Origin of the sequence: Polynucleobacter necessarius (assembly GCF_900095205.1) — a bacterium.
GTDB lineage: Bacteria > Pseudomonadota > Gammaproteobacteria > Burkholderiales > Burkholderiaceae > Polynucleobacter > Polynucleobacter necessarius_E.
The window spans coordinates 747,196-773,079 of the sequence record NZ_LT606951.1 but is presented as its reverse complement, the minus strand read 5'-3'; the positions used below and the strand labels follow the sequence as shown (position 1 = coordinate 773,079).

Sequence of the window (25,884 nt, the reverse complement as noted above, 5' to 3'; positions counted from 1 at the left end):
ATTGCTTCTATGCAAAGAGGGGGTAGTAGTGCAGATGTGTGGGTGCAAAATACTCCATCTACTCAAGACCAGGGACAACAGAAACATCAGTCCATACAAACCCCTGAAAAGTTAATCCGCAAACGCTTGGTTACCAGCAGAGCTGCGGAAAATTTGTATTGGTTTGGCCGCTATACGGAGCGGAGTGAAAATATTCTGCGTTTAGCCAAACTGTATCTTGAAAAAATTAATAGCGAATATACCCCCTCTCGCCCACTTTGGACATGGCTAGAAAATCTCTGTCACTTCTATGGGCTTGTTCCTGAGGGTGTACCAAGTAACTTTGATCAAGAAGATACTCGTCATCGTATATTTGAGCGCACTTTAATTCATTCACTCAATGCAAGTGAAAATGTGACCAGCATTGGGTTTAACCTCAATGCAATGAAGCCGTACCGCCTCCAATGTGAGAGAGCGTTTATCCACAGAGCAATGGAGCACCATCAATCATTGCATTGAACAATTTCAAGCCGATTGTCATAAAGCCAATATGTTTCAGGACTTCTCCTCATCCTTGGCCATTGATGCCTTAAATGGTGCAAGCAGTTGTTTAGCTGCCATCACCGGCGCCCAAACCGATCGAATGACGCGCGATGATGGCTGGCAACTGCTTTCAATTGGCAGGCATATAGAAAGACTTGCTTTTCTAACGACTATTTTAGATTCAGCGATTCTTGCTGGGCTTCTGAATAATCCGAATGGGGATAGCTCGGGCTATATTGCCCTACTAAATTTATTTGATAGCACAATCATATTCCATGCACAGCATCAACAAAGTCGAGAAATGGCGCCTTTAGTGAGCTTATTGGTTATGGATGATGAAAACCCTCGCTCACTTGCGTGGGCAAGCAAGGCTCTTCGGGCGCGACTTTATAAGCTTGCAGGTACCGAACGAGATAAACCAAATGAACTAACTCGTAGCGTCATCAACATGCTAGATTATGACCTCTACGATTTATCCAGCACAGATAACTCTGGCAATTTCTCAAATCTCAGAAATTGTTTACGCAACTGCTCCCAATCAGCTTGGAACGTATCAGATGAAATTAGCGCGCGCTATTTCAATTTGATTCACTCCAACGAATACAGCATTCAAATGCAATAAGCACATCATGCTACTTGAGATCACCCACGATACCCATTATGCATACGACCCCAATGTCGAGATTGCCCAGCATTTTGCCCACCTTAAACCTGCAGATACCGAAACACAGAAAGTCCTCAATTCTGAAATTTCTGTTGATCCTAGGCCTGCATGGAGTGAGGAAAATAAAGATAGCTACGGCAATGTATGCACTTTCTTTTCCTTACAAAGTAGGCATAATGAATCGTTAATTACCGCAAAGTCATTAATAGAAACTTCTAGTATTGATTACGGGCCAAAACCTCTAGATACCCCTGCCTGGGAATTGGTACGAGAATATTTTCGCTATCACTCGAATACCAAGTGGGACGCTGCTTCAGAATTTCTATTTACTTCATCTTTCATTACCTTGCGCCCTGAGTTCGCAGAATTTGCCCGTGCAAACTTTACCTCTGGGCGACCCCTCTTGGATGCCGCAATTGATTTGATGAAGCACATTTATAGCGAGTTTCATTATGTCAGCAAGAGTACAGATATTGGAACTCCAGCATTAGAAGCGCTAAAGAAGAGACAAGGTATATGCCAGGACTTTGCACATATTCTGATCGCTTCTTTGCGTAGCATTGGTTTGCCTGCAAAATATATCAGCGGATATATTCTTACCAATCCACCCCCGGGCCAAGCAAGGCTTATTGGTGGCGATGCCTCGCATGCCTGGGTGTCTGTTTATGTGCCTACCCTAGATGAAAATGGACAGCTCTATCCGAAGGCATTTGATGTGACCTAGATCCTACTAATAATCGCTGGGGCTACGGCACCCCAGGCGAGGACTATGTGCATCTAGCCCAAGGACGTGACTACTCAGACGTGTCGCCGATACGCGGAGTGATTCATGGCGGCAGACCATACACTCGATGTAGCGGTCACAGCGCTTCCTATCAATTCTTAGTATTTGATCTTGCTGAAATAGAAAAACCGCCCGGAGGCGGTCTTTATCTATCAGCAATTTTTTCTTTTTATTAATCTGCGTAGATGCCTGCAGATTTAATAATTGGAGTCCACAAATCAATCTGTGTCTTCAGATGTTTTTTCAAACCCTCAGGCGTTACGTTAGCTTGTGAGGGAATTTCTACACCCAACTCAGCCATGTGTTGCTTATACAGTGGGTCTTGAATAGCCCCTTGTAAAGCCTTGGCCAATTTATCCATTTCTGGCTTAGGTGTTCCCTTTGGAGCATAAACGCCATGCCAAACCTTTACTTCAAAGTTCTTTAAGCCCCTGCTCATTAAGGTAGGAATTTTATCGAAGGCTTTGATACGTTGCGTGGTTGTTATGCCACAAGAGGCTTAACAGCATTGGTTGCCAACTGACCTGAAAGATTGGTTGTCTGGTCACACATTAACTGAACTTGACCACCAATCAAATCTGTCAAAGCTGGTGCAGTGCCTTTATAGGGAATAGTCGTCAAATCTAATTGAATGCGGCTCATAACGAGCAAGCCACATAAATGACTAGCAGATCCTACACCAGCATTAGCATAAGCAATCTTGCTGACGTTTGCTTTCATGTACGGGAGGAGTTCTTGATAGTTCTTAGGTGGCAAATCTTTATTACCAACTAATAACATTGGCACGTCAGCAACCTGACCCACATACTCATAGTCATTTAATGGATCAAAGCCCAGGTTCTTATATAAAGCTGGGGCAGTAGACATGCCAATATGATGAATCAGTAATGTATACCCATCATTCTTGGAATTAATCACTCGCTTAGCAGCAATTGTTCCACCAGCGCCAGGGCTGTTATCCACAATCACTTGACCCTTGAGTTGTTTACCCATGGCCAGAGCTAGCTCACGCGCTACTTTGTCAGTTGGCCCACCAGCAGAAAATGGCACTACTAAGGTAATTGGGCGATCCTCAGAAAAATCTGCAGCTTTGACAGCAGAAATGCTGACACCGAATGCACACAGCATAATTGCTGCAATGCGGAAAATTGATTGAGACATTTTCACAGGATTCCGAGCCTTTCGTGATTAAACAAGTGAAACGATAGTTTAGAGAATTTGCGCCATAAATGTTACAAATTCCAAAAATAACCTGCTATTTTTTATAGCCTACTAAATGCGGCAGCCATTGCATTATTCACTGGAGGCGCTGAATGTCTTGCCTCTTAAGGCTTTCTAGCATCCGATGTTAGACTCTCTAGGATTTTTTTGCTCAGCTTTAGACCCTGGCCTTGGGCGCCTCATCAGTTAAACGCATAGTTAACGCTATACGCTTACGCTTTTCATCGATCTCCAATACTTTCACCTTCACTACTTGTCCGGCTTTCACAACGGTATGAGAGTCCTTCACAAAGGTATTTGATAGAGCTGAAATATGCACCAAACCATCCTGACGAACGCCGATATCAACAAATGCGCCAACGGCCGCTACGTTTGTAACAACGCCCTCAAGAATCATATCTGTTTTCAGGTCGCTGATTTTTTCTACGCCTTCTTTAAATGTAGCAGTGGTAAATTCTGGACGCGGATCACGTCCGGGTTTCTCTAACTCTTTAATAATGTCAGTAACAGTGGGTAAACCGAATTGACTGTCGACATACTTTTCTGGCGCGAGTGATTTAAGTAAGCCCGCATCCCCAATCACCTCTTTCACCCCTTTTTTAATGTCCTTCAAAATCTTCTCAACCAAAGGATAGGACTCAGGATGAACCGCAGGTGCATCTAATGGATCATCCCCATTCATGATGCGCAAAAAGCCAACAGCTTGTTCATATGTTTTATCACCCAAACGCGGCACACTCTTTAACTCTGTTCTGGATTTAAATGCACCCTTACTATCTCGGTAGGCGACGAGATACCCTCAGCCACAGTCGAACTGAGTCCTGATACCCTAGCTAACAAGGGCGCAGAGGCAGCATTTACATCGACACCAACAGCGTTCACGCAATCCTCTGCCACCGCGCGACAAGAGACTTCGCCAATTGCGTTTGCATCACGTCATGCTGGTACTGACCGACGCCAATCGACTTAGGATCAATCTTCACCAACTCCGCTAATAGATCTTGCAATCTTCTCGCAATAGAAACTGCGCCTCGTAAGGAGACATCCATTCCTGGCAACTCTTTTGAGACATATTCCGAAGCAGAATAAACAGAAGCGCCCGCTTCTGAAACAACGATCTTAGTAAGCTGAAGCTCCAGCTTTGCTTTAATAAGATCCTGCGCTAATTTATCGGTTTCACGAGAGGCGGTACCGTTACCAATCGATATCAAAGTTGCATGATGTTTCTCGGCCAATTTGGCTAAAGCAAACAATGAACCAGCCCAATCATTTTTGGGTTGATGAGGATAAATCACATCGGTGTCGACTACTTTGCCAGTCGCATCCACCACTGCCACTTTGACTCCTGTACGCATACCTGGATCCAGACCAATGGTAACTCTGGGGTCCTGCTGGAGCAGCCAATAAAAGGTCCTTAAGATTGCGTGCAAAGACATTATTCGCCTCAGTTTCTGAGCGCTCACGCATAGCAGTCATCAACTCTAACTCAAGGTGTAGGGAACACTTAACGCGCCATGTCCAGCGTACGGTGTCGGCTAACCATGCATCAGCAGGATGGCCTTCATTTTTAATCTTGAAATGCTTGGCGATGCGGTTTTCACATGGATTATGTGGGGCATCACATTTAGGCTTTTCTTCTTCACTATCTAAACGCAGGACAACCATCAATATCTGCTCGCGCCCCCTAAATAAAGCTAAGGCACGGTGAGAAGGAATGGCTTTAATTGGTTCTGAGTAATCAAAGTAATCGGCGAACTTTTCACCCTCTTGCTCCTTGCCGGCAATTACTTTGGATTCAACCACTCCATGATCTTGCAAGCATTCCCGCAAAGACCGAACCAAAGTTGCATCTTCAGCAAAGCGCTCCATCAAGATCTGACGAGCACCTTCCAGAGCAGCCTTAGTATCAGGAACACCAGCATTATCTGTGCCATCCACCTGAAATGCCTCTTTGAGATATTTGACGGCCTCTACTTCGGGATCGAGATTGAGATTATTGAGCAAGTCATTTGCTAGCGGCTCTAATCCAGCCTCCAACGCGATTTGCGCTTTGGTTCTACGCTTTGGCTTGTAAGGAAGGTAGAGATCCTCTAGGCGAGTCTTATTCTCTGCCAACATAATTGCCCTTGAGCAAGTCTGGCGTCATCTTGCCCTGCTCTTCTATTGAAGTAACAATGGTTTTACAACGGTCTTCTAATTCTCGGAGGTAGCTAAGGCGCTCTTCTAACAAGCGTAACTGTGCATCATCCAAACCCCCAGCGACTTCTTTACGATAGCGCGCAATAAAGGGTACGGTTGCACCCTCATCCATCAGGGCTATTGCAGCGGCTACTTGAGCAGGTTTAGCAGAAAGTTCTTGAGCAAGTCGTTGTTCAATAGATGGCAGCATAAAGTTAGGGATTTACTTATATTTTAGAGTTTTGATTTCAATGAAGAACAAAAGCCACCCGGAGGTGACTTTTGGTTTGTAACTTGAGTTACTTACTCGCGTGAAGCTTTTTTACGCTCTTGCTCTTTGAGATAGCGCTTGCGTATACGAATACTCTTTGGAGTTACTTCAACCAACTCATCATCATCAATAAACTCAACCGCGTATTCTAAGTTCATAGCAATTGGAGTAACCAAGCGAACTGCTTCGTCAGTACCAGATGCGCGAACGTTGGTTAATTGCTTGCCCTTAATTGGGTTCACAACTAAGTCGTTATCGCGGCTATGAATACCAATAACCATACCTTCATACAAAGGATCGCCAGGACTTACAAACATGCGGCCTCGGTCTTGCAACTTCCATAATGCGTAAGCTACTGCCTCACCATCATCTTGACTAATCAATACGCCGTTATGGCGCTCACCCAAGATACCATCTTTAGCTGGCGCATAAGAATCAAACGTGTGACTCATCAAACCATTACCGCGAGTCATGGTCATGAAATCTCCTTGGAAGCCGATCAGGCCACGCGCAGGAATACGATACTCAAGACGTGTGCGACCTTTGCCATCGCTCACCATATCAAGTAATTCACCCTTACGCTTACCCAAATCCTCCATGACGGCGCCTTGAGTTGTATCTTCCACGTCAACTGTTAAATTCTCGTACGGCTCCATCTTCACACCATCTTCCTCGTGGAAAACAACGCGTGGACGAGAAACTGCTAATTCATAACCTTCACGACGCATAGTTTCTACCAAAATAGTCAAATGCAATTCGCCACGACCAGACACTTCAAACACTGTGTCATCGTCAGTTTCTTTTACACGCAAAGCCATATTCGACTTTAGTTCGCGGTCAAGACGTTCACGAATCTGGCGGCTAGTAACAAACTTGCCTTCACGACCAGCCAACGGGCTAGTGTTCACCATGAAGTTCATGGTTAAAGTAGGCTCATCAATCTTGAGCATTGGCAATGCCTCAGGAACGTCTGGAGCACAGATCGTTGTACCAATCGCTAAATCTTCAATGCCGTTTACCAATACGATGTCGCCAGCTTGTGCTTCGTCAACGATTTCGCGCTCTAAGCCACGGAACTTCAATACCTGGTTAATGCGGCCTTTACGTTGAACGCCATCAGGGCCATCCATAAACATAACGTCCATCAAAGGCTTCACAGTTCCGCAATTTACACGACCTACGCCGATCTTACCGACGTAAGTGCTGTATTCAATCGAGGTAATTTGTAATTGCAATGGCCCTTCTGGATTGTCGTCACGAACTGGCACGTGCTTCAACACTGTGTCAAACAATGGGCGCATATCGCCTTCACGTACATCGTCGGTCAAATCTGCATAACCGTTCAAGCCAGATGCATACACCACAGGGAAGTCCAGCTGCTCTTCAGTAGCGCCTAATTTGTCAAACAACTCAAAGGTTGCATTGATTACGTAATCGGTACGTGTGCCTGGGCGGTCAACCTTGTTAATCACCACAATTGGCTTCAGACCTAAAGCCAGGGCCTTCTTGGTCACGAAGCGGGTTTGTGGCATTGGGCCTTCAACCGCGTCAACCAAAAGCAAAACACCGTCAACCATCGAGAGCACACGCTCTACTTCACCGCCGAAGTCAGCATGTCCTGGGGTGTCGACAATATTGATATGAGTGCCGTCATACTCCACCGCACAGTTTTTGGACAAAATAGTAATGCCGCGCTCTTTTTCCAAGTCATTTGAATCCATGACGCGTTCGGTTATTTTTTCATTGGAGCGGAATGTGCCAGATTGGCGTAAGAGTTGGTCAACCAAAGTGGTTTTACCGTGGTCAACGTGGGCGATGATGGCAATGTTACGAAGTGCGCGTTTAGTCATGTGAAGCTTCTAAAGTTAAAGGTAAGTAAAGGGTTAATTAATGAGCCTGCGAAATCACGCGCTTAGGATGTAAAACCCCAGAACGCCAATCGGCAGTGCCTATAAAGTTGTGAGGAGCAGCTGTAGCACGATAAATACGCACTAAAGCTTCAACGGATGGTAAGTTGAGTGGAACTCGTTGCCCCATCTCCAAACGCTTTGCTTGCTGCTCATCAACCGTGAGGTGAGGTAACGTTTGTAAGAGCGCGTCAACCGGCAAAATATAGTTAGCGCTATTTTGCAAACCACTTTGAATGGATTCAATCGTAAAGGACTGCTCTAGATTGAGGTGCCCCACTTCAGTACGTCGCAGCCCCACGAGGTGAGCGCCGCATCCAAGAGCATTGCCTAAATCTTCTGCCAAAACACGAATATAAGTTCCCTTGCTACAGCTAACTTCTAAAGAAGCTTCTGGCCAAGTAACATCAGTCCAGCAAATAGAATGAATCGTGATATCACGTGGAGCACGTTCTAATTCAACACCAGCACGAGCATACTCATACAATGGCTTACCGTCGCGCTTAAGCGCAGAATACATTGGAGGTACTTGTGAAATTGCACCAGTAAATTTTGGAAGCAAGGCCTCTAATGCAAGTTGAATTTCAGCATCGGATGTAAATGCTGGTAGAGGTAATTCTTCAATGGTGACACCTTCTGCATCACCAGTATCAGTACGCGATCCAAATCTCACGCGCGCAATATAAGTTTTGTTAGCCTCAAGCAAGTCTTGCGAATACTTGGTTGCCTCACCTAAGCAGATTGGCAATAATCCAGTGGCCATAGGATCTAGAGTTCCGGTATGACCAGCCTTATCTGCGTTGAAAGCACGTTTAACAGCAGTTACTGCACCCTGCGAGCTCATCCCAGCAGGTTTATCAAGAAGCACTACGCCGTCAATTCGTATAGACATGAGAATTACTTAGTCTCGTCTTTGTGATCGCTCTCTACAGCCTGGTCGATCAATCGAAACATTTCTATGCCGTGCTCAACTGAGCTGTCATAGTGAAAATGCAAAGTAGGAACAGTGTGAATATGCAAACGCTTAAACAATAGTGAATGTAAATAACCTGCTTTTTCCTGAAGCGCCTTTAAAGCATGTTCAGGTTCTGCACCCAAAACAGTAAAGAACACCTTAGCATGAGCTAAATCGGGAGTGAGCTCGATACTTTGCAAAGTAATCAAGCCCAAACTCGGACTACGTAATTCACGAGGGATAAGCTCGGCTAGGTCTCGCTGAATTTGATCGGCAAGCCTCTGGTTACGATGCGGACTAGTCTTGTGCATATCGATTAGAGTGAACGAGCAACTTCAGTGACTTCGAACACTTCAAGCTGATCGCCTTCTTTGATGTCGTTATAACCTTTTAATGACAAACCACACTCAACACCGGCACGAACTTCTTTAGCGTCATCTTTAAAGCGCTTAAGGGAATCCAACTCACCAGTCCAAATAACGACGTTGTCACGCAAGAGGCGAACACTAGATGTGCGCTTAACGATACCGTCCACTACCAAGCAACCTGCAATGGCGCCAACTTTAGACACCAAGAAGACTTGACGAATCTCTACAAGGCCAGTGATCTCCTCTTTCTTATCTGGAGTCAACATACCGCTCAGAGCTAATTTCACTTCATCAACCGCGTTATAAATAATGTTGTGATATCGGATATCAACACCATTTTTCTCGGCCAACTCTCGTGCTGCTGCAGCAGCACGAGAGTTAAAGCCAATCACGACTGCTTTAGATGCAACCGCTAAGTTCACATCAGTTTCAGTAATGCCACCTACAGCAGCATGAACGATCTGAACCTTCACTTCTGGTGTAGAGAGTTTCATGAGCGACTGAGATAATGCCTCTTGAGAGCCTTGTACGTCTGCCTTGATAATCAGTGGCAACAATTTAGCTTCAATTGCTCCCTCACCCATGTTTTCCATCATGGTTTCAAGCTTGACTGCTTGCCGTTTAGCAAGCTTCACATCGCGGAACTTGCGTTGGCGGAACAAAGCGATTTCACGTGCTTTACGCTCATCAGGAACAACTTGTACTGCCTCACCAGCTGCAGGTACTTCTGATAAACCTTGAATCTCTACAGGTATAGATGGGCCAGCTTCATTACAAGGCTTACCGTTCTCGTCCATCATGGCGCGCACGCGTCCAAATGTAGAGCCAGCCAACAACATATCACCACGCTTAAGCGTGCCAGACTGAACCAATACAGTGGCAACTGGTCCCTTACCTTTATCCAAACGGGCTTCAATCACTAAACCTTGAGCAGGAGCATCTTTCGGTGCTTTCAATTCCAAGATTTCAGCTTGCAAGAGAACGTTCTCTAGCAAAGCATCGATGCCTTCGCCAGTTTTGGCTGATACAGGAATAAATGGAACATCGCCACCGTACTCTTCTGGAACTACTTGCTCTGCAACCAACTCGGTTTTAACGCGCTCAGAATTGGCTTCTAGTTTATCAATCTTGTTAATAGCAACCACCAAAGGCACTCCGCCTGCTACTGCATGGTGAATCGCTTCTTTAGTTTGCGGCATCACACCGTCATCGGCAGCTACAACCAAAATAACAATATCAGTTGCCTTAGCACCACGAGCACGCATTGCCGTAAAGGCTTCGTGACCTGGGGTATCTAAGAAAGTAATCATGCCGCGTGGAGTTTCTACGTGGTATGCGCCAATATGCTGAGTAATGCCACCAGCTTCACCAGTCGCCACCTTTGCAGCACGAATCTTATCGAGCAAAGAAGTTTTACCGTGATCAACGTGTCCCATAACAGTAACAACTGGAGGACGTGGCAACAACTCCGCATCATGTCCATCGGTACCCAAATCTAAATCTGGATCATCCAATTTCGCGGCATGCGCCTTATGGCCCATTTCTTCCACGATGATCATCGCAGTATCTTGATCAAGCACTTGATTAATGGTAACCATTTGGCCCATACCCATCAACAACTTGATCACTTCTGCACTCTTGACTGCCATTGCATGAGCTAACTCAGCAACAGTAATTGTTTCTGGCACATGAACATCACGCACTACAGGCTCAATAGGTACTTGGAAGTTCGTATCCACGTTCACTTCAGCAATTTGGCGTTGCTTCTTGCGACCGCCACCTGAACGCCAACCACCAACACCGCCTGATGAATCGCCACGAGTCTTTAATCCGCCAGGTTTCTTAGCGCCTTCTTCTTGCCATGTAGATGATGTTTCAGAAGACTTAATGGTTTTGCCACCAACTTTAACAACTGCTTTCTTCTTGTCATCGGCGCCCTCAACTTTTGCAGGTTTATGCAAGGTGCCTTTTTTCGCTTCTTCAGCTGCAATCTTACTCGGCGCTTTTAGAACGCGAGCGGGAGCGCTCATCATGTCGCGAATGGCTAAAGCTTCTGCTTCGGCAGCTGCACGACGCACACGAATATCTGCTAACTCTTTTTCTTTGCTTGCAGCCAACTCTTTAGCTGTCTTATCAGCCACTGCTTTTTTATCTGCGGCAGCCGCTGCGGCGGCAGGAGCCTCATCTACTGGAGCCTCTTCTTTAGCAACTACAGGAGCAGCAACCTCCTTTTGACGCGCCTCTTCAGCCGCCTTCATTTCAGCCTCTTGGCGAGCTAACAATTCAGCTTGACGAGTAGCTTCAGCTGCGCGCTTTTCCAGCTCTTGTTCAGAAATAATTGGCTTGGCAGGTGCAGCCGGAGCTACTTCTTTAACTGGCGCAACTGGAGTTTCCTCAGAAGCCTTATCGCCTGCCTTAACGAGCACACGCTTTTTCCGAACCTCAACTTGCACAGTGCGCATGCGACCAGCAGAATCTGCTTGACGAATTTCTGAACTCTCTCGCTTGATCAAAGTGATCTTCTTGCGAGCGCCAGTATCAGCACTACCATGCGCTTTCTGCAAATGCTCGAGTAGGATTGTTTTATCTTTTTCGGTAATGCTATCGTCCTCAGAACCTTTTTCGATACCGGCCGCCTTCAACTGCTCCAAGAGGTCTGGCGCGGTACGTTTTAATTCTTTAGCGAGTACTTTTACTATTGTTGCCATGCACTACTTCCTCTCATGAAGTAAACCAATGTTCGCGCGCTTTCATGATGAGCGTTTTCGCAGTTTCTTCGTCAATTTGTGTCGCCTCAACCAGCTCATCAACAGCTAGTTCAGCAAGGTCGTCACGGGTATGAATTTGATTGTCAGCAAGCTTAGCAATCAGTTCTGTTGTCATGTCTTCTAAAGAGCGCAAGTCTTGGGAAACTTCACCAACGCGCTCTTCTTTAGCCAATTCCATCGTCAACAAGAAATCACGAGCGCGGGTACGCAACTCATTCACAGTGTCTTCGTCGAAAGAATCAATCTCTAACATTTCAGACAATGGCACATAAGCCACTTCTTCCAATGTATTGAAACCTTCTTCAATCAAGATGTCAGCTACTTCTTGATCCACATCTAATTTATCCATAAACAACTGGCGTACTGAGGATGCTTCTTTTTCTGTTTTCTCTGCAGATTCTTCAGGGGTCATGATGTTAATTTGCCAACCAGTCAAATCGCTAGCCAAACGAACGTTTTGTCCGCTACGACCAATCGCGATAGCCAAGTTCTCTTCATCAACTACTACGTCCATTGCATGACGCTCTTCGTCAACTACGATAGAAGACACTTGAGCAGGAGCTAAAGCACCGATCACAAACTGGGCTGGATCTTCAGACCACAACACGATATCAACCGCTTCACCAGCAACTTCATTGCGAACCGCAGTAACGCGTGTGCCACGTACACCAACGCAAGTGCCGATTGGGTCAATACGCATATCGTAAGTAATCACAGCAATTTTTGCGCGGATACCAGGATCACGAGCAGCGCCTTTAATCTCGAGCAAACCTTGCTTCATTTCTGGAACTCCATTCTCGAACAACTTGATCAAAAAATCTGGGCAGGTACGTGAGAGTTCAACTTGAGGTCCACGAGCTTCACGATCAACCTTGAGAATGTAGGCGCGCACGCGGTCACCTGAACGTAAATTCTCTTTTGGAATCATTTGATCGCGGCGGAGTAATGCTTCAACACGGCCTGATTCAATGATGAGACCATTCTTATCAGCACGCTTGACGGTACCAGTCATGACTTTTTCGCCACGCTCTAGGTAGTCATTCAAAATTTGTTCGCGCTCAGCATCACGAATACGTTGCAAGATCACTTGCTTAGCAGCTTGCGCACCAATACGGCCAAATGCCAAAGACTCAATCTGCTCTTCAATGTATTCACCAACTTCCATATCAGGGAACTGTTCTTGAGCTTCGAATTGCAAAATCTCTTTATCTGGCTCTTGCAGACCTGCTTCGTTAGGAACTACCAGCCAGCGACGGAAGGTTTCATATTCACCGCTTTCGCGATCAATCGAAACACGAATATCCACAGCTTCTGTTGCATAGCGTTTTTTGGTTGCAGAGGCCAAAGCCATCTCCAACGCTTCAAACACAATTGCTTGATCGACGTTCTTTTCACGCGCTAGGGCGTTTGCCAACATGAGAACTTCTCGGCTCATGACTTTCTTCCTTTGAAATCAATAACAGGGACCAACCGAGTCTTATCGACCTCGGCTAAAGAGAACTCCAATTGAGAGGGCTGACCATCAGCACCCTCAAATACCAAACCAAACTTTGCATCGGGTGAATTCAACTCACCACTCAACAAACCCTGCAACTCACCACGAAAATTTTTGCGATTACCAACAGCAACGCGCAATTTCAAATCCACTTGCATTCCAGCAAAGCGCTCAAAATCTGCAGCACTTTTCACTGGACGATCCAGACCTGGAGATGAAATCTCCAAACGCTCATAAGGAATGTTTTCAACTGGCAAGGTATAGCTCAATTGGTGGCTAACCTTCTCGCAGTCCAAAACGGTAATCATCCGTTCGTAATCTGGGTTTTCTATCGTGACGCGCAGCAAACCTCCGGCTTCACGCTCAATATCGACTAGCGTGTAACCCAAGTTTTCTACCTCCGCAGAAATAACCTGCTGATCCTTCACGTCACCCCTTCATACCAAAATGGCAAAAAAAATGGGCTTCAAAGCCCATATTCTCGAAATTCAGAACAGGCCGACTTACGTTGATCGCAACATCAGTCGGTAACAACACTTCACAGCAAAATCTTGCTGTAAGATCGGAATTATAGCCTATTTAGCAGAAAACTGATACAAATCAGAAGCTTTTGCCCGGATTGCGGGGCTTTCTTGGACCTTTATTAAAGGGTTTGCGCCCTTTTGGTACGCTGCGTTTAGGTCCATTTCCAGGAGTCTGAGGGTTGCCGTTTACAAAAGCAGACTGACCATGGTGAACTTTGCCGCCTTTACTGCGGCTTTGACCCTGACCACCTTGTCCAGGTCTTCCGCCTTGAGTGCGCCCACGAAATGGTCCGCGCCCTTCTCCAGAATCACCCCCCCCCGGTTTTCCGCCCCTACCTTGATGAGTTAGGCCGTTATGGCCGCTGGCAAGGGTTAAGGCGTCGCGGGAACCCCAATAAGAAACCGAGGTTTGCATAGGATCAGGCTGGAAATCACCATCAGACTGGTGTCGATCACGGTTATTTGGATTCGGGTTACGTGCTTTATCTGAGGCTTGGGGCACCTTTAAACCAGCAGACTTCATCAAGTTATAGATGCCGCCTGCCTCAACTTCCTCCCACTTCCCCCGTCTTAAACGTGGAGGCAACAAGAAAATGCCATAACGAGTACGAATCAATCGAGAAACGGTATGCCCTACAGCCTCAAACATGCGACGCACTTCACGATTACGCCCTTCGGTTAAAGCAACGTGATACCAGCGATTAGCGCCATCACCGCCACCCATTGCAAGGCGAAGGAATTTAGCTTGGCCGTCATCGAGCGTAATACCGCTCTTTAATTGCGAAGTATTTTCTTGACTCAACTCACCCAAAATACGGACAGCATATTCGCGCTCAACTCCATAACGGGGATGCATCAAGCGATTTGCTAACTCACCAGAGGTTGTAAATAGCAACAGCCCTTCGGTATTAAAATCTAAGCGGCCTACAGCGATCCAACGTCCCTGACGTGGCTTAGGCAAACGATCAAATACTGTTGGACGACCTTCAGGATCAGACTGGCTGACGATTTCACCGGCTGGCTTGTGATACAAAATAACGCGTGGTGGTTTTGTCTGAATCTTACGATGGACAGGCTTACCGTTAATACGAACTTGATCGGCTGGTCCAATGCGTTGACCAATATGAGCAGGAAGTCCATTCACGGAAACGCGCCCCTGAATAATCAGGTCTTCCATGTCGCGACGCGAACCCATACCAACGTCAGCTAATACCTTATGCAACTTAACAGTGTCTTCATCATCAGCATCGAGACCATCAAGATCTGACCACACTTCATCACGCAAACTCAAAGGCAAATCATCTACATTTGCAAATTGCAAACTGCTCACTTCATCTTCTGTGGGAGCATCTGGATCTTCATCTTCACGCGAACGTTGCGCACGCTGTGCACGGCGCTCTGCGCCTGTTTGATGAGAGATCTCACTCTCATTTAGACCATCAGGATTTTTAACTTCCTCAACTTCAGGCGCATCTAAGGCAGCATCAAACTCTCCGGACACAACAGAAGCAAACAAGGCTTCGCTTTCAGCTGGGTTAGGCGCTAACTTGGAGGATTGATTATGGTTACCTTCGCGTGGGCCAGTAACATCGCCACCCTTGCGGCGTGGCCGATCCTTATTGAACAGACGCTTCTTGTTAAATGAATGTTTGTCCGTACCTTGACGACGTGGACGGCGCTCGCCGCTCTGCCCACCTTCAGACTTCGAACCCTCTACATTTGATGGCATCGTATCTGAATTGGAAGGAGTTGCCGATGGATTTACTACCGGAGATGAATCGTTTTCGTTAGGGCTTGTCATTAATTATTATTTTGTTTTGTCTGGATTGTCTTCAGACTCAGGGATAACTTCTTCTGTCGCTTCTTCGGTAACTTCAATCACTGTTTCTTCTAAAGTCACTTCGGTTATTTCTAATTCTTCAGTTTCTACTTCTACCGCTTGCTCTTCATGCTCATTGACTTCCTTGGCATCAGCATCAATCTCCATTACAGCCTGCCCTAATTGCTCTGCTGCTGCCATAGGTGCCGCATCCTCTAGGATGGGCAAGCTTTGTAAATTCGTTAGGCTGAGATCATCCAAAAATTGCTTCGTGGTTGCATATAAACCTGGTCGGCCAATCGTTTCTTTGTGACCAATGACTTCAACCCAACCGCGATCTTCTAATTGCTTCATCACATTGCTACTGACTGCGACACCACGAATTTCTTCAATCTCACCACGTGTGACTGGCTGACGGTAGGCAATAATCGCTAGAGTCTCCATCACAGCACGTGAATACTTTGGTGGCTTTTCTGGAGTTAAGCGATCCAAGTACTCGCGCATAGACAGACGGCTTTGAAAACGCCAACCGGTGGCAATATGTACCAGCTCCATGCCCTTGTTATCCCAAGCGCGCTGCAATTCAACCAATGCCTCGTCTATATCGGCCGTAGTGATGTCTTCCACAAATAAACGAGATATATCAGCAACGGTGAGTGGCTCCTGCGCGCATAGGAGGGCTGTTTCAATTACGCGCTTATTGTGATCGTCCATAAAAGTTGGGTTACCAGGACTCAACCTGATTAGGCTTTAATAAATGTATTTCAGTAATGGGTTTTGGTGTTCTCAAGCTACTTTGGATATTTCATCTCATCAGTTCTTATTGGGATATGTCCGAGCTGATACGAAATCCTTTTCGTTCACCTTGCGCTCATTATAAGGTAGGCTCAATACAATAAGTATAAGAATTCTCCAAAACCCCCTTTCTTAACCGCAAATACCCCTGATTCCATGGAACGGCGTCGACTTCTCAGCCTAGGAATTGGCCTTGGCGCCTTACTTGGGGGTGCAAGCCTGAGTTCTTGCAGTCTCATGGGCAGCAAAAAACCAGTAGTTGGTCTAGTTCTTGGCGCTGGAGCTGCGCGTGGCTTTGCTCACATCGGCGTTATTAAAACTTTAGAAGCTCAAGGTATCAGACCCGATATTGTTGTTGGCAGTAGTGCAGGTAGCGTCATTGCTGCTTTACTCGCGTCCGGCGCAACAGGAAACGACCTCAACAGGCTAGCTTTGAACTTAGATGAGGCCACCATTGCCGACTGGGGACTTCCTTTTGCCGGTAAGTTTGGAGGGTTGATCAAGGGTGATGCCCTGCAAAACATGGTGAATCGCGAAGTGCAGAACAAATCCATCGAGCAAATGCGCATTCCACTGGGCATTGTTGCTATCGAATTGCAATCCGGTAAAGGAGTTTTATTTCGTACCGGGAAACACCGGCTTAGCGATTCGCGCATCGTGCAGCGTTCCTGGCGTATTTCAGCCAGCAGTCATTAGCGGCAAAGAATATGTTGATGTGGCGGATTGGTCGCGCCCGTCCCAGTAAGCTATGCAAGGCAAATGGGGGCAAACACTCGTAATTGCAGTCAATATCTCATCTGAACCTGTTCATCAAGATGCCAGTGTGGCACCTTAGGCATCTTACAACAGACCATATCCATCATGCAGCGAAGCATTAATCAGTACGAATTAAAGAGTGCCGATATCGTCATTCAACCGCACCTTAAGTAGATGAGTAGTAGCGATTTTAAATCCAGAAATGCCGCCATTCTTGCAGGTGAAGTGGCAGACTCAAGAGCAAATGAGTCTCATTAAAGAAAAGCTCAGAGGCCAATAGTCATCGGGCAGAAAAGCCCACAATGAATTGCCTGATTAAAGACTGCGTGACTTACGTTTGAGATTTTTTACTTCGTTTAGGAGTTCTTGACGCTCTGGGTCATTGAAATTGTCGCTACCATCTAAACGTCGGGCTCCATCAAAACGCTTATCCCAATACAAACTACCAAGATCATCAACTCGCACATTCGTGCCCTTTGAAGGGGAATGAATAAACTTGTTATCACCCACATAGATGCCTACATGAGAAAAAGTGAGGCGCATCGTATTAAAAAACACGAGATCGCCCGGCTGTAACTCTTCGCGGGTAATTGGCTTACCAACACGACTCATCTGCGTAGATTTACGTGGCAATAAAAAACCCAGCTTATCTTTAAATACATAACCCACAAAACTACTGCCATCTAAACCGGATTGGGGTAATTCTACATCCCAACGATAGCGAACACCAATCACTTCCATCGCGCGGTTGATTAACTCTTCTGACTTTCCAGTTACGGTATCCGCCAAACGATCCGAAACACGAACGACATAAGACTTACTCGCTTGGAACATACTTTCCTTGGGGACAACCGTTTCCACAGATGCGTCTATCGTTGCATCAGCAGCAATAGCAGAGCTGGAAACCAGAGCGAACAAGCTCAGGCCTAAAATTTTTGAAAGCTTCAGTGACATCGAATCAGTTTAACAAAGAACCCTTAATTTACCAAGCATTCAGCTTACTCATAAGTCTTTGTTTATAAAGTTAATTTTGCATTAAATGAGGGCATATGCACCAATTTAGACCAACAACGCATTATTTAATAAGCACCCTTAAGTCAACTCAGCGGCTGCAAAAAGCTCCTTGGTATACGTTTGGCGTGGGTGCTTGATGAGAGTTTCGGTGTCGCCAAACTCAATCACCCTACCCTCCTTCAGCACCATTACCTCATGTGACATTGCTCTGATCACTGCCAAATCATGACTAATCATCAGATAGGCTAAGTTGTATTTTTTCTGTAGCTCAGTCAGCAAAGCGAGAACCTGCTTTTGAATCGAGACATCCAATGCGGAAGTAGGTTCATCTAAAACCAAAATTTGTGGGCGCAAAATGAGTGCGCGCGCAATCGCAATCCTTTGGCGCTGTCCTCCAGAAAATTCATGCGGGTAACGTAGCAGAGCCGATCGATCTATTCCCACTTCTTTCAGCATCTCGATTACACGCGTCTCACGTTCAGAAGCTGACAGCTTAGAAAAATGAACATCTAAGCCCTCAGAGACAATTTGCAATACATTCATCCGAGGCGATAGCGATCCAAAAGGATCTTGAAAGATCACTTGCAAACTCGAGCGCATGGTGCGGCGTTCTACTGGCTTCAATTTTTGCCAGTCATTACCAAGAACATCCACGTCGCCAGTCACCTCTGCTGCAGAGTCCCCCAATAAACCCAGTACCGCCATACCCAAGGTGGTCTTACCAGATCCAGACTCACCAATAACACCAATCGTTTGACCTTGCTTTAACGCAAAGCTGACCTTTTTCAAAACTTTATGTGATGGTGCTTTTTTAAACCATGAACTAGATTCTGAGCTGGGGTATGCAACTGATAACTCTTCTGTTTCTAGCAACACGGGGGCCAAAGGCATTAATGGCGCTATTGCACGAACGGGTTCACTATTGACCAATGCGCGAGTGTATGGATCTTCAGGATGTTGAAATATTTGCTTCGTTGATCCCGCCTCCATTAAATTGCCCTGATTTAAAACGGCAACGCGTTGCGCGAAATGCTTCACTAGATTGAGGTCATGGGTGATCAAAAGAATTCCCATGCCACCGTCATTTTTAGATTCTTCCTGCAGCTCTTTCAGTAGATCCAAAATCTGCAAACGTAAACTAACATCTAATGCTGTAGTAGGCTCGTCCGCTATCAGCAATCTTGGCTTACATGCCAAAGCCATGGCAATCATGGCGCGCTGCCTTTGTCCGCCAGATAGCTGATGTGGGTAAGCATGAAAACGCCGCTCAGGTTCGGGAATGCCAGTCTTTCTCAGCAAATCAATGGCAGCATCCATTGCACTAGCCTTAGAGATCAGGGGCTCATAGCTTTGCACTGCTTCGATAATTTGATTGCCGATCGTAAACAAGGGATTTAAAGCCGTCATGGGCTCCTGAAACACCATGGCAATTTCACGTCCTCGAATCTCGCGAATATCTTCTATGGGCAGAGATAGTAAATCTACTGTGCCTTTTCCATCCTTAGCATTCCACAGAATCTTGCCAGTCACTTTGGCGCCCTCGGGCTCTAGCCGCAATGGAGCGAGAGCAGTTAAGGTCTTACCTGAGCCCGATTCACCCACCAGGGCAACCCGTTCACCAATTCCGATTTCTAAATCAAGATGCTTAACGGCAAACTTTTCTCGGCGCCCTGCTCCGAAAGAAATACAAAGGTCTTCATAGCGCAGCAAGCTCATGGTCGACCCCCGCTCATCAACCCAGCCTTGCGCGAGTCAAATGCATTACGTAATGCTTCGCCCATAAAGGTTAACAAAAGCAAGGTGGCGACCAAGACCACGAAAGTCGATAGCGAAATCCACCAAGCATCAAGATTGCTTTTCCCCTGAGAAAGCAACTCTCCCAAACTCGGTGTTCCAGGAGGAACACCCAAGCCTAAAAAGTCTAGGCTGGTTAAAGACAAAATCGCAGCACTCATACGAAACGGCAAAAAGGTAATTACTGGAGTCAAGCTATTGGGAAGAATGTGACGCCACATGATTTGCACATTGGTCAATCCTAGCGCCCTTGCTGCACGCACATATTCGAGAGCGCGGTTACGGAAAAATTCCGCACGAACGTAATCAGATAAACCCATCCAACCAAAAGCGGCCAACAAGATAATCAAGAGGGAAACGCTAGGGTTAAAGATGGAGGCAAAAATAATGAGTAAATACAACTCTGGCATCGCCGACCAGATCTCAATCAAGCGTTGCGAGATCAAATCGAATTTGCCGCCAAAAAAGCCCATGAGAGATCCGGTGATGATTCCTACGCTTACTCCCACGATCGTAAGCGCCAATCCAAAGAGAATCGATAAACGAAAGCCGTAAATGAGACGCGCTAAGACATCACGCCCGCGATCATCCGTGCCCAACCAGTTCTCCCAAGAGGGTGGCGCAGGATTAGGCACCTTAGAAAAGTAATTTAGTGTTTCATAGCTATAGTGAATTGGCGGATAAATAGCCCAATTACCATTGCTAGTAATATTTTGGCGAATATCTGGATCTAAAAAATCTGTAGGCGTCGCAAAGTCTCCACCAAAAACCGTCTCAGGCTGACTCTTCACAATAGAGAAATAGAAGCGCCCTTCATAGCGAACAACCAAAGGCTTATCGTTTGCAATCAACTCGGCGCACATCGATAGGCCGAACAGTACAGCGAAGATCCATAGGCTGACATAGCCCATGCGATTATTTTTAAAACGCAGCCAGCGATTCATGAACCGCCTCCCACACCAAACTGAATGCGTGGATCTACATAGACGTAGCAAAGATCAGAAATTAACTTCGTAAACAAGCCGATTAAGGTAAATAAATATAGGGTACCGAACACTACTGGATAGTCACGACGCATCACTGACTCATAAGAGAGCAAGCCAAGGCCATCTAGAGAAAATAACGTTTCGATTAACAAAGAGCCAGTAAAGAAGGCGCCAATAAATGCTGCTGGAAAACCAGTCACTAGCGGCAATAATGCATTGCGGAAAACATGCTTCCACAATATCTGTTTCTCAGTAAGTCCTTTTGCGCGTGCAGTCAAGACATATTGCTTGCGAATCTCTTCTAAGAAAGAATTCTTGGTAAGCATTGTGACCACAGCAAAACTACCTAGAACGGATGCTGTAATCGGAAGGACTAAATGCCACAAATAATCCATCACCTTACCCATCAAACTCAAATCGCTCCAGTTGTCCGAAGTGAGTCCTCGTAGCGGAAATATTTGTAAAAAATTACCGCCACCAAAAACTACCAACAACAAGACACCCAATACAAATCCAGGGATGGCATAGCCAACCAAAATCATGCTGCTGGTAATTGCATCAAAACGAGAGCCATCTCGAACAGCTTTAGCAATCCCCAATGGAATGGAAACTAAATAGGTAATAAAGAAGGTCCATAGACCAATACTGATTGACACAGGTAGCTTAGAAACCACTAAACGCCAAACACTTTCATGTTGGTAGTAACTTTGTCCCAGATCAAAACGTGCAAAACGCCCCAACATCATGAAATAGCGCTCCAGTGGAGGCTTATCAAATCCATATAGTGCTTTAACCTCTTCTAAGCGTTGCGCATCAACACCTTGACGACCACGATAGGTTGATCCCGCACCAGAAGACTCTGACCCTCCAGTGGCTGCATTACCCTTCCCTTTGAGCTCAAGAACCATTTGCTCTACTGGCCCGCCCGGAACAAATTGCACAACCGCAAAGGCGAGCGTAAGCACTCCGATAATGGTGGGAATCATTAAGAGCAACCGTTTAAAAATATAAGCGCGCATTTGACCTTGCATTATTTAGCCTCCTCTTTCCACCAGTTTTGCATGATCCACAACTCGGCAGAGTAATACAAGGGCGGCTCTGGATATCGCATCTCATGACGGAAGGCGACACGATGCGTTGGGTTATACCATTGAGGAACCACGTAATAACTATTCCACAAAACGCGATCCAGAGCTCTTGTGGCAGTTCTGAGCTGTTCACGATTTTGTGCTTTCGTTATCTCATCAATCAAGGCGTCTACCACTGGAGATTGCACGCCAATGGCATTGTCTGAGCCTTTCTCTTTAGCAGCCTCACTACCAAATCGATCCCAGAGTTCATTGCCTGGGTTTTGAGAATCCTGAAAACGAACCGTAGTCATATCAAAGTCATATTCATTCATGCGCTTTTGATGCAGGGCAAAGTCACTCGTCCGAATATCTACGTGCACACCCAATTTTTCTAAATTGCGTACATAAGCAGAAATCACCCTCAGAAAGAATCCGCCATCTTCCACAATCTCAAACCGAAATGGCTCACCTTTTTCATTACGTAAGGCTCCGTCCCGATATTGCCAGCCAGCATGCATCAGCAGTTCACGTGCTTTCTTTAAATTCTGACGTAGGCTACCGGGAGGGGTGGTAGAGGGTGCTGCAGGCATTGGACCAAAAACAGCGTCGGGGACCCACTGTGGATATTTCGCCTTTAGAGGCTTAAGCAATTTCAATTCAGCCTCGGTTGGCTTGCGTGGCCCGTCAAAGTTTGCACTTAAATCACTGTTTGTGAAATAACTATTGATACGGCTGTACTGATCAAAAAATATTTGCCGATTAAGCCATTCAAAATCCAACGCATAACCCAATGCTTCGCGAACTCGCACATCTTTAAAGATCGATCGACGCACATTCATCGCAAAGCCCTGCATTCCAGCACCGTTGTGATTTAAAAATGCTTTCTTTAGCAAAATTCCTTTGTCAAACTTTGAACCGACGTATCCTTTCGCCCAGATCTTGGCACGATACTCAACTAGTGCATCAAACTCCCCTGCCTTAAAGGCTTCTAGTCTCACAGCGTAATCGCTATATAACTTATATAGAACACGATCAAAGTTATAAAAACCAACGCGAATGTTTAAAGGCTTACCAAGATGATCTGCCCAGTACTGGGGATTTCTTTTATAGGTAATTGATTTGCCCGCTTTAAAAGATTCAATTAAATAGGGACCGCTACCGATAGGAGGCTCAAAGGCAAGCTTCTCAAATGGGATCATGGATCCATCTGGCTTCTTACCCCAATTACGCGAGAAAACAGGAAACGTTCCAGCCAATATCGGGAGCTCAGCATTGTCATTTTTAAAGTCAAAGCGAATAGATCTTTCGGATAAAACTACAGCTTCTTTAATGTCGGCGAAGGTGGTTTTATAACGAGGATGCGCTTTCCCGCTCATTAAGGTATCAAAGCTGTACTTAACATCGGCCGCCAACACTGGGCTACTATCTGAAAATTTAGCCTCAGGGCGTATGCGAAATGTCACTGACTTACGATCTTTTGCTACTTGAATATCATCAGCCAATAGCCCATAAATACTAGAAACCTCATCCGCACTTCCCTCTGCAAGAGATTCAAACATGAGATCAATGCCTGGAGCGGTAATTCCTCGGAGGGTAAATGGATTGAATTTATCAAAGCTAGTTCTTTGCCCTGGGTTTGGTAAAACTAAGGTTCCACCCCTGGGAGCATTGGGATTCACATAATCAAAATGGGCAAATCCGTCGGGATACTTAGGCATTCCGTATTGCGCTATACCTTGGCCGGCCTGGGCTGCATTGACTCCAAGCCCCAGCAGCAGAGTTAGGATCAATAAATGGGCAATGTGGTGAATGGGTTTTAAGCTAGGCATATATGCAACAATTGTAGACAGCTAATCATATTTGAAGCAAAGGACACAACATGGGCTTTCTTATTGGCAAAAAAATTCTTATTACCGGCCTACTCTCAAATCGCTCTATAGCATATGGGATTGCCAAGGCTTGTCACCGTGAAGGGGCTGAACTAGCCTTTACCTACGTGGGCGAGCGCTTCAAAGATCGGATTGTGGATTTTGCTAAAGAATTCAATACTGACCTGATTTTTGACTGTGATGTGGGTAGCGACGAGCAAATCAGCGCGCTTTTTAAGGATTTAGCCAAAACTTGGCCTCAATTTGATGGTTTTGTGCATGCTATTGGTTTTGCCCCACGCGAAGCAATTGCCGGAGACTTTTTAGAAGGTCTTTCACGTGAAGGCTTCAAAATAGCGCATGACATCTCGGCGTATAGCTTCCCAGCGATGGCTAAAGAAGCATTTCCAATGTTGCGTGACAAATCCTCATTGCTGACGCTGACCTATTTGGGCTCAATGAAGAATGTTCCCAACTACAACACGATGGGTTTAGCAAAAGCTTCCTTAGAAGCCTCAGTACGCTACCTTGCAGGCTCAGTAGGCCCTAAAGGGATGCGTGCGAATGGAATTTCTGCTGGCCCCATCAAAACTTTAGCGGCATCAGGTATTAAAGGCTTTAGCAAGATTTTGGAGGCGGTTGAACAAACTGCTCCCTTACGTCGTAACGTCACGATTGATGATGTAGGTAATACTGCAGCATTTTTATTGTCCGACCTAGCAAATGGTATTACTGCTGAAATCATCTATGTAGATAACGGCTTTAGCCAAGTAGTTGGCGGAATGGACGAGGTTTGAGTATTCCACTACGCGAGGCCTTAAAGTTTTGGGCCAAGCTAGGCTTCATTAGTTTTGGTGGGCCTGCAGGACAAATTGCCGTTCTTCACCAAGAGTTAGTTGAAAAGCGTCGCTGGATTTCTGAGCGGCGCTTTTACATGCCCTCAACTATTGCATGCTATTACCTGGGCCTGAAGCACAACAGTTGGTTGCCTAGATTGGCTGGCTCATGCATCGTAGCTAGGGCGGCATTCTGGCTGGAAGTCTTTTTGTTCTGCCCTCTTTATTAATTTTGATAGGTTTGTCTTGGGTTTATCTCACCTTTGGACAAGTACCCTGGATAGCCGCTATTTTTTTTGGCATCAAGCCTGCGGTGACTGCAATCGTGTTGCATGCTGCAGTGCGCATTGAAAAACGCACCATTCACAATCAAGCGCTTCAATGGATTGCACTGGGATCATTTCTAGCGATCTTCATCTTGAACGTAGCCTTTTCGATCATCGTAGCTATCGCTGCTGCGATTGGCTACTGGGGTGGTAAGCGTTATCCAGAAAATTTTCAGCAAGGTAGCGGACATGGATCCAATGAAGTGAAAAAATATGGCGATGCCATCATTGATGATCACACCCCAACCCCTGAGCACGCAAAATTTTCTTATCAAAAAACTATTCGTCATAGCCTCGTCGCTCTCTTTTACTGGCTATTGCCAATAGGCGGGTTGATCACCATTTTTGGCTGGAAGACGCTCTACCCTCGACTGGCTTGGTTCTTTACGAAGGCCGCGCTGCTCACCTTTGGTGGCGCCTATGCGGTACTACCTTATGTTTATCAGGGTGCTGTTGAGCACTTCCATTGGCTGAGCGCCAATCAAATGATTGATGGCTTGGCCCTTGGAGAAACTACTCCTGGACCGCTCATTATGGTGGTGGCCTTTGTTGGATATCTGGCGGAGCATATTCAACACTTGATTGGCAACAGCAATCCGTTTTGGTTTGGTGTGATTGGTGCCTGCGTCGCCACTTGGTTTACTTTCTTGCCGTCCTTCTTTTTTATCTTAGTTGGCGGCCCCTTGATTGAATCGACCCATGGCAAACTGAGTTTTACCGCCCCCTCCTCACCGCTATTACCACTGCTGTAGTAGGTGTGATTGCTAATCTGGGCTTATTTTTTGCTTACCATGTGTTTTTGCCAAAGGGTTTCGGGGGTCAGTCTCTTGGATATCGATTCTGATCTGCACCTTGGCGGGTTTAGCTTTGTTTAAGTTTCAAAAAGCGTCCTTTCCGTCATTGGTGGGTCTGCTTTAGCTGGACTTCTCTTTTATTACACCTCTGTTTTGCTAGGGTGAGTTT

General features: G+C 46.0%; 18 protein-coding genes and 4 pseudogenes. 7 read left to right on the top strand and 15 right to left on the bottom strand.

Annotated elements, in window-relative coordinates; translation table 11 throughout:
- Positions 1–9 precede the first annotated feature (9 nt).
- Genes DXE37_RS13430 through DXE37_RS13960 form a run of 4 tightly spaced genes read left to right on the top strand, consistent with a single transcriptional unit; the run spans position 10 to position 2,146 of the window.
- Positions 10–498, top strand: coding sequence for an alpha-E domain-containing protein (locus DXE37_RS13430; protein WP_269460287.1), 489 nt, complete (start codon positions 10–12; stop codon positions 496–498).
- On the top strand, positions 446–1,144 hold the full coding sequence (locus tag DXE37_RS13425; RefSeq protein ID WP_269460286.1) for an alpha-E domain-containing protein: 699 nt from the start codon (positions 446–448) through the stop codon (positions 1,142–1,144). The genes DXE37_RS13430 and DXE37_RS13425 overlap by 53 nt, the downstream gene beginning before the upstream one ends.
- Before the next feature lie 7 nt (positions 1,145–1,151).
- Complete coding sequence (locus DXE37_RS04245; RefSeq protein ID WP_331852117.1) at positions 1,152–1,910, top strand: transglutaminase family protein; 759 nt, start codon at positions 1,152–1,154, stop codon at positions 1,908–1,910.
- A gap of 47 nt (positions 1,911–1,957) precedes the next feature.
- A complete protein-coding gene (locus DXE37_RS13960) occupies positions 1,958–2,146 on the top strand; it encodes a hypothetical protein (protein ID WP_331852116.1) in 189 nt (62 codons plus the stop codon).
- On the opposite strand, the pseudogene DXE37_RS13415 reads toward DXE37_RS13960, so the two are convergent.
- From DXE37_RS13415 to scpB, 10 genes and pseudogenes are all read right to left on the bottom strand, one after another.
- Positions 2,143–3,131 (bottom strand): annotated as a pseudogene (locus DXE37_RS13415) (tripartite tricarboxylate transporter substrate-binding protein). The gene DXE37_RS13960 and the pseudogene DXE37_RS13415 sit on opposite strands and share 4 nt — an antisense overlap.
- Positions 3,132–3,232: 101 nt before the next feature.
- A pseudogene (locus tag DXE37_RS04235) lies at positions 3,233–5,580 on the bottom strand (Tex family protein).
- A gap of 92 nt (positions 5,581–5,672) precedes the next feature.
- The gene (typA, locus tag DXE37_RS04230; protein ID WP_114636691.1) at positions 5,673–7,490 is read right to left on the bottom strand and encodes a translational GTPase TypA; all 1,818 of its coding nucleotides are present in this window, start codon (positions 7,488–7,490) and stop codon (positions 5,673–5,675) included.
- A 37-nt stretch (positions 7,491–7,527) separates the two neighbouring features.
- Positions 7,528–8,439: a tRNA pseudouridine(55) synthase TruB gene (gene truB, locus DXE37_RS04225; protein WP_114636690.1), complete on the bottom strand. Its 912-nt coding sequence runs from the start codon at positions 8,437–8,439 to the stop codon at positions 7,528–7,530.
- A gap of 5 nt (positions 8,440–8,444) precedes the next feature.
- Positions 8,445–8,813 carry a 30S ribosome-binding factor RbfA gene (gene rbfA, locus DXE37_RS04220; protein ID WP_114636689.1) on the bottom strand — a complete coding sequence of 123 codons (369 nt, stop codon included), beginning with the start codon at positions 8,811–8,813 and terminating at the stop codon, positions 8,445–8,447.
- Between the two features lie 5 nt (positions 8,814–8,818).
- Positions 8,819–11,578, bottom strand: coding sequence for a translation initiation factor IF-2 (infB, locus tag DXE37_RS04215; protein WP_114636688.1), 2,760 nt, complete (start codon positions 11,576–11,578; stop codon positions 8,819–8,821).
- 13 nt (positions 11,579–11,591) lie between these two features.
- Complete coding sequence (gene nusA, locus DXE37_RS04210) at positions 11,592–13,073, bottom strand: transcription termination factor NusA (protein WP_114636687.1); 1,482 nt, start codon at positions 13,071–13,073, stop codon at positions 11,592–11,594.
- Positions 13,070–13,561, bottom strand: a complete 492-nt coding sequence (gene rimP, locus DXE37_RS04205) for a ribosome maturation factor RimP (RefSeq protein WP_114636686.1) — start codon at positions 13,559–13,561, stop codon at positions 13,070–13,072. Before rimP ends, nusA begins: the two co-directional genes overlap by 4 nt.
- A 172-nt stretch (positions 13,562–13,733) precedes the next feature.
- Positions 13,734–15,458 carry a pseudouridine synthase gene (locus DXE37_RS04200; protein WP_114636685.1) on the bottom strand — a complete coding sequence of 575 codons (1,725 nt, stop codon included), beginning with the start codon at positions 15,456–15,458 and terminating at the stop codon, positions 13,734–13,736.
- Positions 15,459–15,464: 6 nt separating this feature from the next.
- Positions 15,465–16,214 (bottom strand): SMC-Scp complex subunit ScpB, encoded by a 750-nt coding sequence (gene scpB, locus DXE37_RS04195; protein WP_415066714.1) that lies wholly within the window; start codon positions 16,212–16,214, stop codon positions 15,465–15,467.
- 294 nt (positions 16,215–16,508) lie between these two features.
- Here scpB and DXE37_RS14260 point away from each other — a divergent pair.
- Positions 16,509–17,307: pseudogene (locus DXE37_RS14260) on the top strand (patatin-like phospholipase family protein).
- 35 nt (positions 17,308–17,342) lie between these two features.
- Here the strand turns inward: DXE37_RS14260 and DXE37_RS04185 are convergent.
- From DXE37_RS04185 to DXE37_RS04165, 5 genes are all read right to left on the bottom strand, one after another.
- The gene (locus DXE37_RS04185) at positions 17,343–17,945 is read right to left on the bottom strand and encodes a C40 family peptidase (RefSeq protein WP_415066712.1); all 603 of its coding nucleotides are present in this window, start codon (positions 17,943–17,945) and stop codon (positions 17,343–17,345) included.
- A gap of 174 nt (positions 17,946–18,119) precedes the next feature.
- Positions 18,120–19,757, bottom strand: coding sequence for an ABC transporter ATP-binding protein (locus DXE37_RS04180; RefSeq protein WP_114636683.1), 1,638 nt, complete (start codon positions 19,755–19,757; stop codon positions 18,120–18,122).
- Positions 19,754–20,779, bottom strand: a complete 1,026-nt coding sequence (locus tag DXE37_RS04175; protein ID WP_114636682.1) for an ABC transporter permease — start codon at positions 20,777–20,779, stop codon at positions 19,754–19,756. Before DXE37_RS04175 ends, DXE37_RS04180 begins: the two co-directional genes overlap by 4 nt.
- Complete coding sequence (locus DXE37_RS04170) at positions 20,776–21,840, bottom strand: microcin C ABC transporter permease YejB (protein ID WP_174221032.1); 1,065 nt, start codon at positions 21,838–21,840, stop codon at positions 20,776–20,778. The genes DXE37_RS04175 and DXE37_RS04170 overlap by 4 nt, the downstream gene beginning before the upstream one ends.
- Before the next feature lie 11 nt (positions 21,841–21,851).
- Positions 21,852–23,720: an extracellular solute-binding protein gene (locus DXE37_RS04165; protein WP_114636680.1), complete on the bottom strand. Its 1,869-nt coding sequence runs from the start codon at positions 23,718–23,720 to the stop codon at positions 21,852–21,854.
- A 50-nt stretch (positions 23,721–23,770) separates the two neighbouring features.
- Here DXE37_RS04165 and fabI point away from each other — a divergent pair, with 50 nt between their 5' ends.
- The gene (gene fabI / locus DXE37_RS04160; RefSeq protein WP_114636679.1) at positions 23,771–24,556 is read left to right on the top strand and encodes an enoyl-ACP reductase FabI; all 786 of its coding nucleotides are present in this window, start codon (positions 23,771–23,773) and stop codon (positions 24,554–24,556) included.
- Positions 24,553–25,880 (top strand): annotated as a pseudogene (gene chrA, locus DXE37_RS13410) (chromate efflux transporter). The gene fabI and the pseudogene chrA overlap by 4 nt, the downstream one beginning before the upstream one ends.
- The last annotated feature ends 4 nt before the right edge of the window (positions 25,881–25,884 follow it).

Excerpts from the sequence above, each read along its gene's own strand:
- rbfA (WP_114636689.1), bottom strand. The coding sequence starts at position 8,813 with ATGCACAAGACTAGTCCGCATCGTAACCAGAGGCTTGCCGATCAAATT.
- DXE37_RS13430 (WP_269460287.1), top strand. The coding sequence starts at position 10 with ATGCAAAGAGGGGGTAGTAGTGCAGATGTGTGGGTGCAAAATACTCCA.
- DXE37_RS04200 (WP_114636685.1), bottom strand. The coding sequence starts at position 15,458 with ATGACAAGCCCTAACGAAAACGATTCATCTCCGGTAGTAAATCCATCG.
- infB (WP_114636688.1), bottom strand. The coding sequence starts at position 11,578 with ATGGCAACAATAGTAAAAGTACTCGCTAAAGAATTAAAACGTACCGCG.
- DXE37_RS04170 (WP_174221032.1), bottom strand. The coding sequence starts at position 21,840 with ATGCGCGCTTATATTTTTAAACGGTTGCTCTTAATGATTCCCACCATT.
- truB (WP_114636690.1), bottom strand. The coding sequence starts at position 8,439 with ATGTCTATACGAATTGACGGCGTAGTGCTTCTTGATAAACCTGCTGGG.
- typA (WP_114636691.1), bottom strand. The coding sequence starts at position 7,490 with ATGACTAAACGCGCACTTCGTAACATTGCCATCATCGCCCACGTTGAC.
- DXE37_RS04245 (WP_331852117.1), top strand. The coding sequence starts at position 1,152 with ATGCTACTTGAGATCACCCACGATACCCATTATGCATACGACCCCAAT.
- nusA (WP_114636687.1), bottom strand. The coding sequence starts at position 13,073 with ATGAGCCGAGAAGTTCTCATGTTGGCAAACGCCCTAGCGCGTGAAAAG.
- DXE37_RS04165 (WP_114636680.1), bottom strand. The coding sequence starts at position 23,720 with ATGCCTAGCTTAAAACCCATTCACCACATTGCCCATTTATTGATCCTA.
- DXE37_RS04175 (WP_114636682.1), bottom strand. The coding sequence starts at position 20,779 with ATGAATCGCTGGCTGCGTTTTAAAAATAATCGCATGGGCTATGTCAGC.
- fabI (WP_114636679.1), top strand. The coding sequence starts at position 23,771 with ATGGGCTTTCTTATTGGCAAAAAAATTCTTATTACCGGCCTACTCTCA.
- DXE37_RS04180 (WP_114636683.1), bottom strand. The coding sequence starts at position 19,757 with ATGAGCTTGCTGCGCTATGAAGACCTTTGTATTTCTTTCGGAGCAGGG.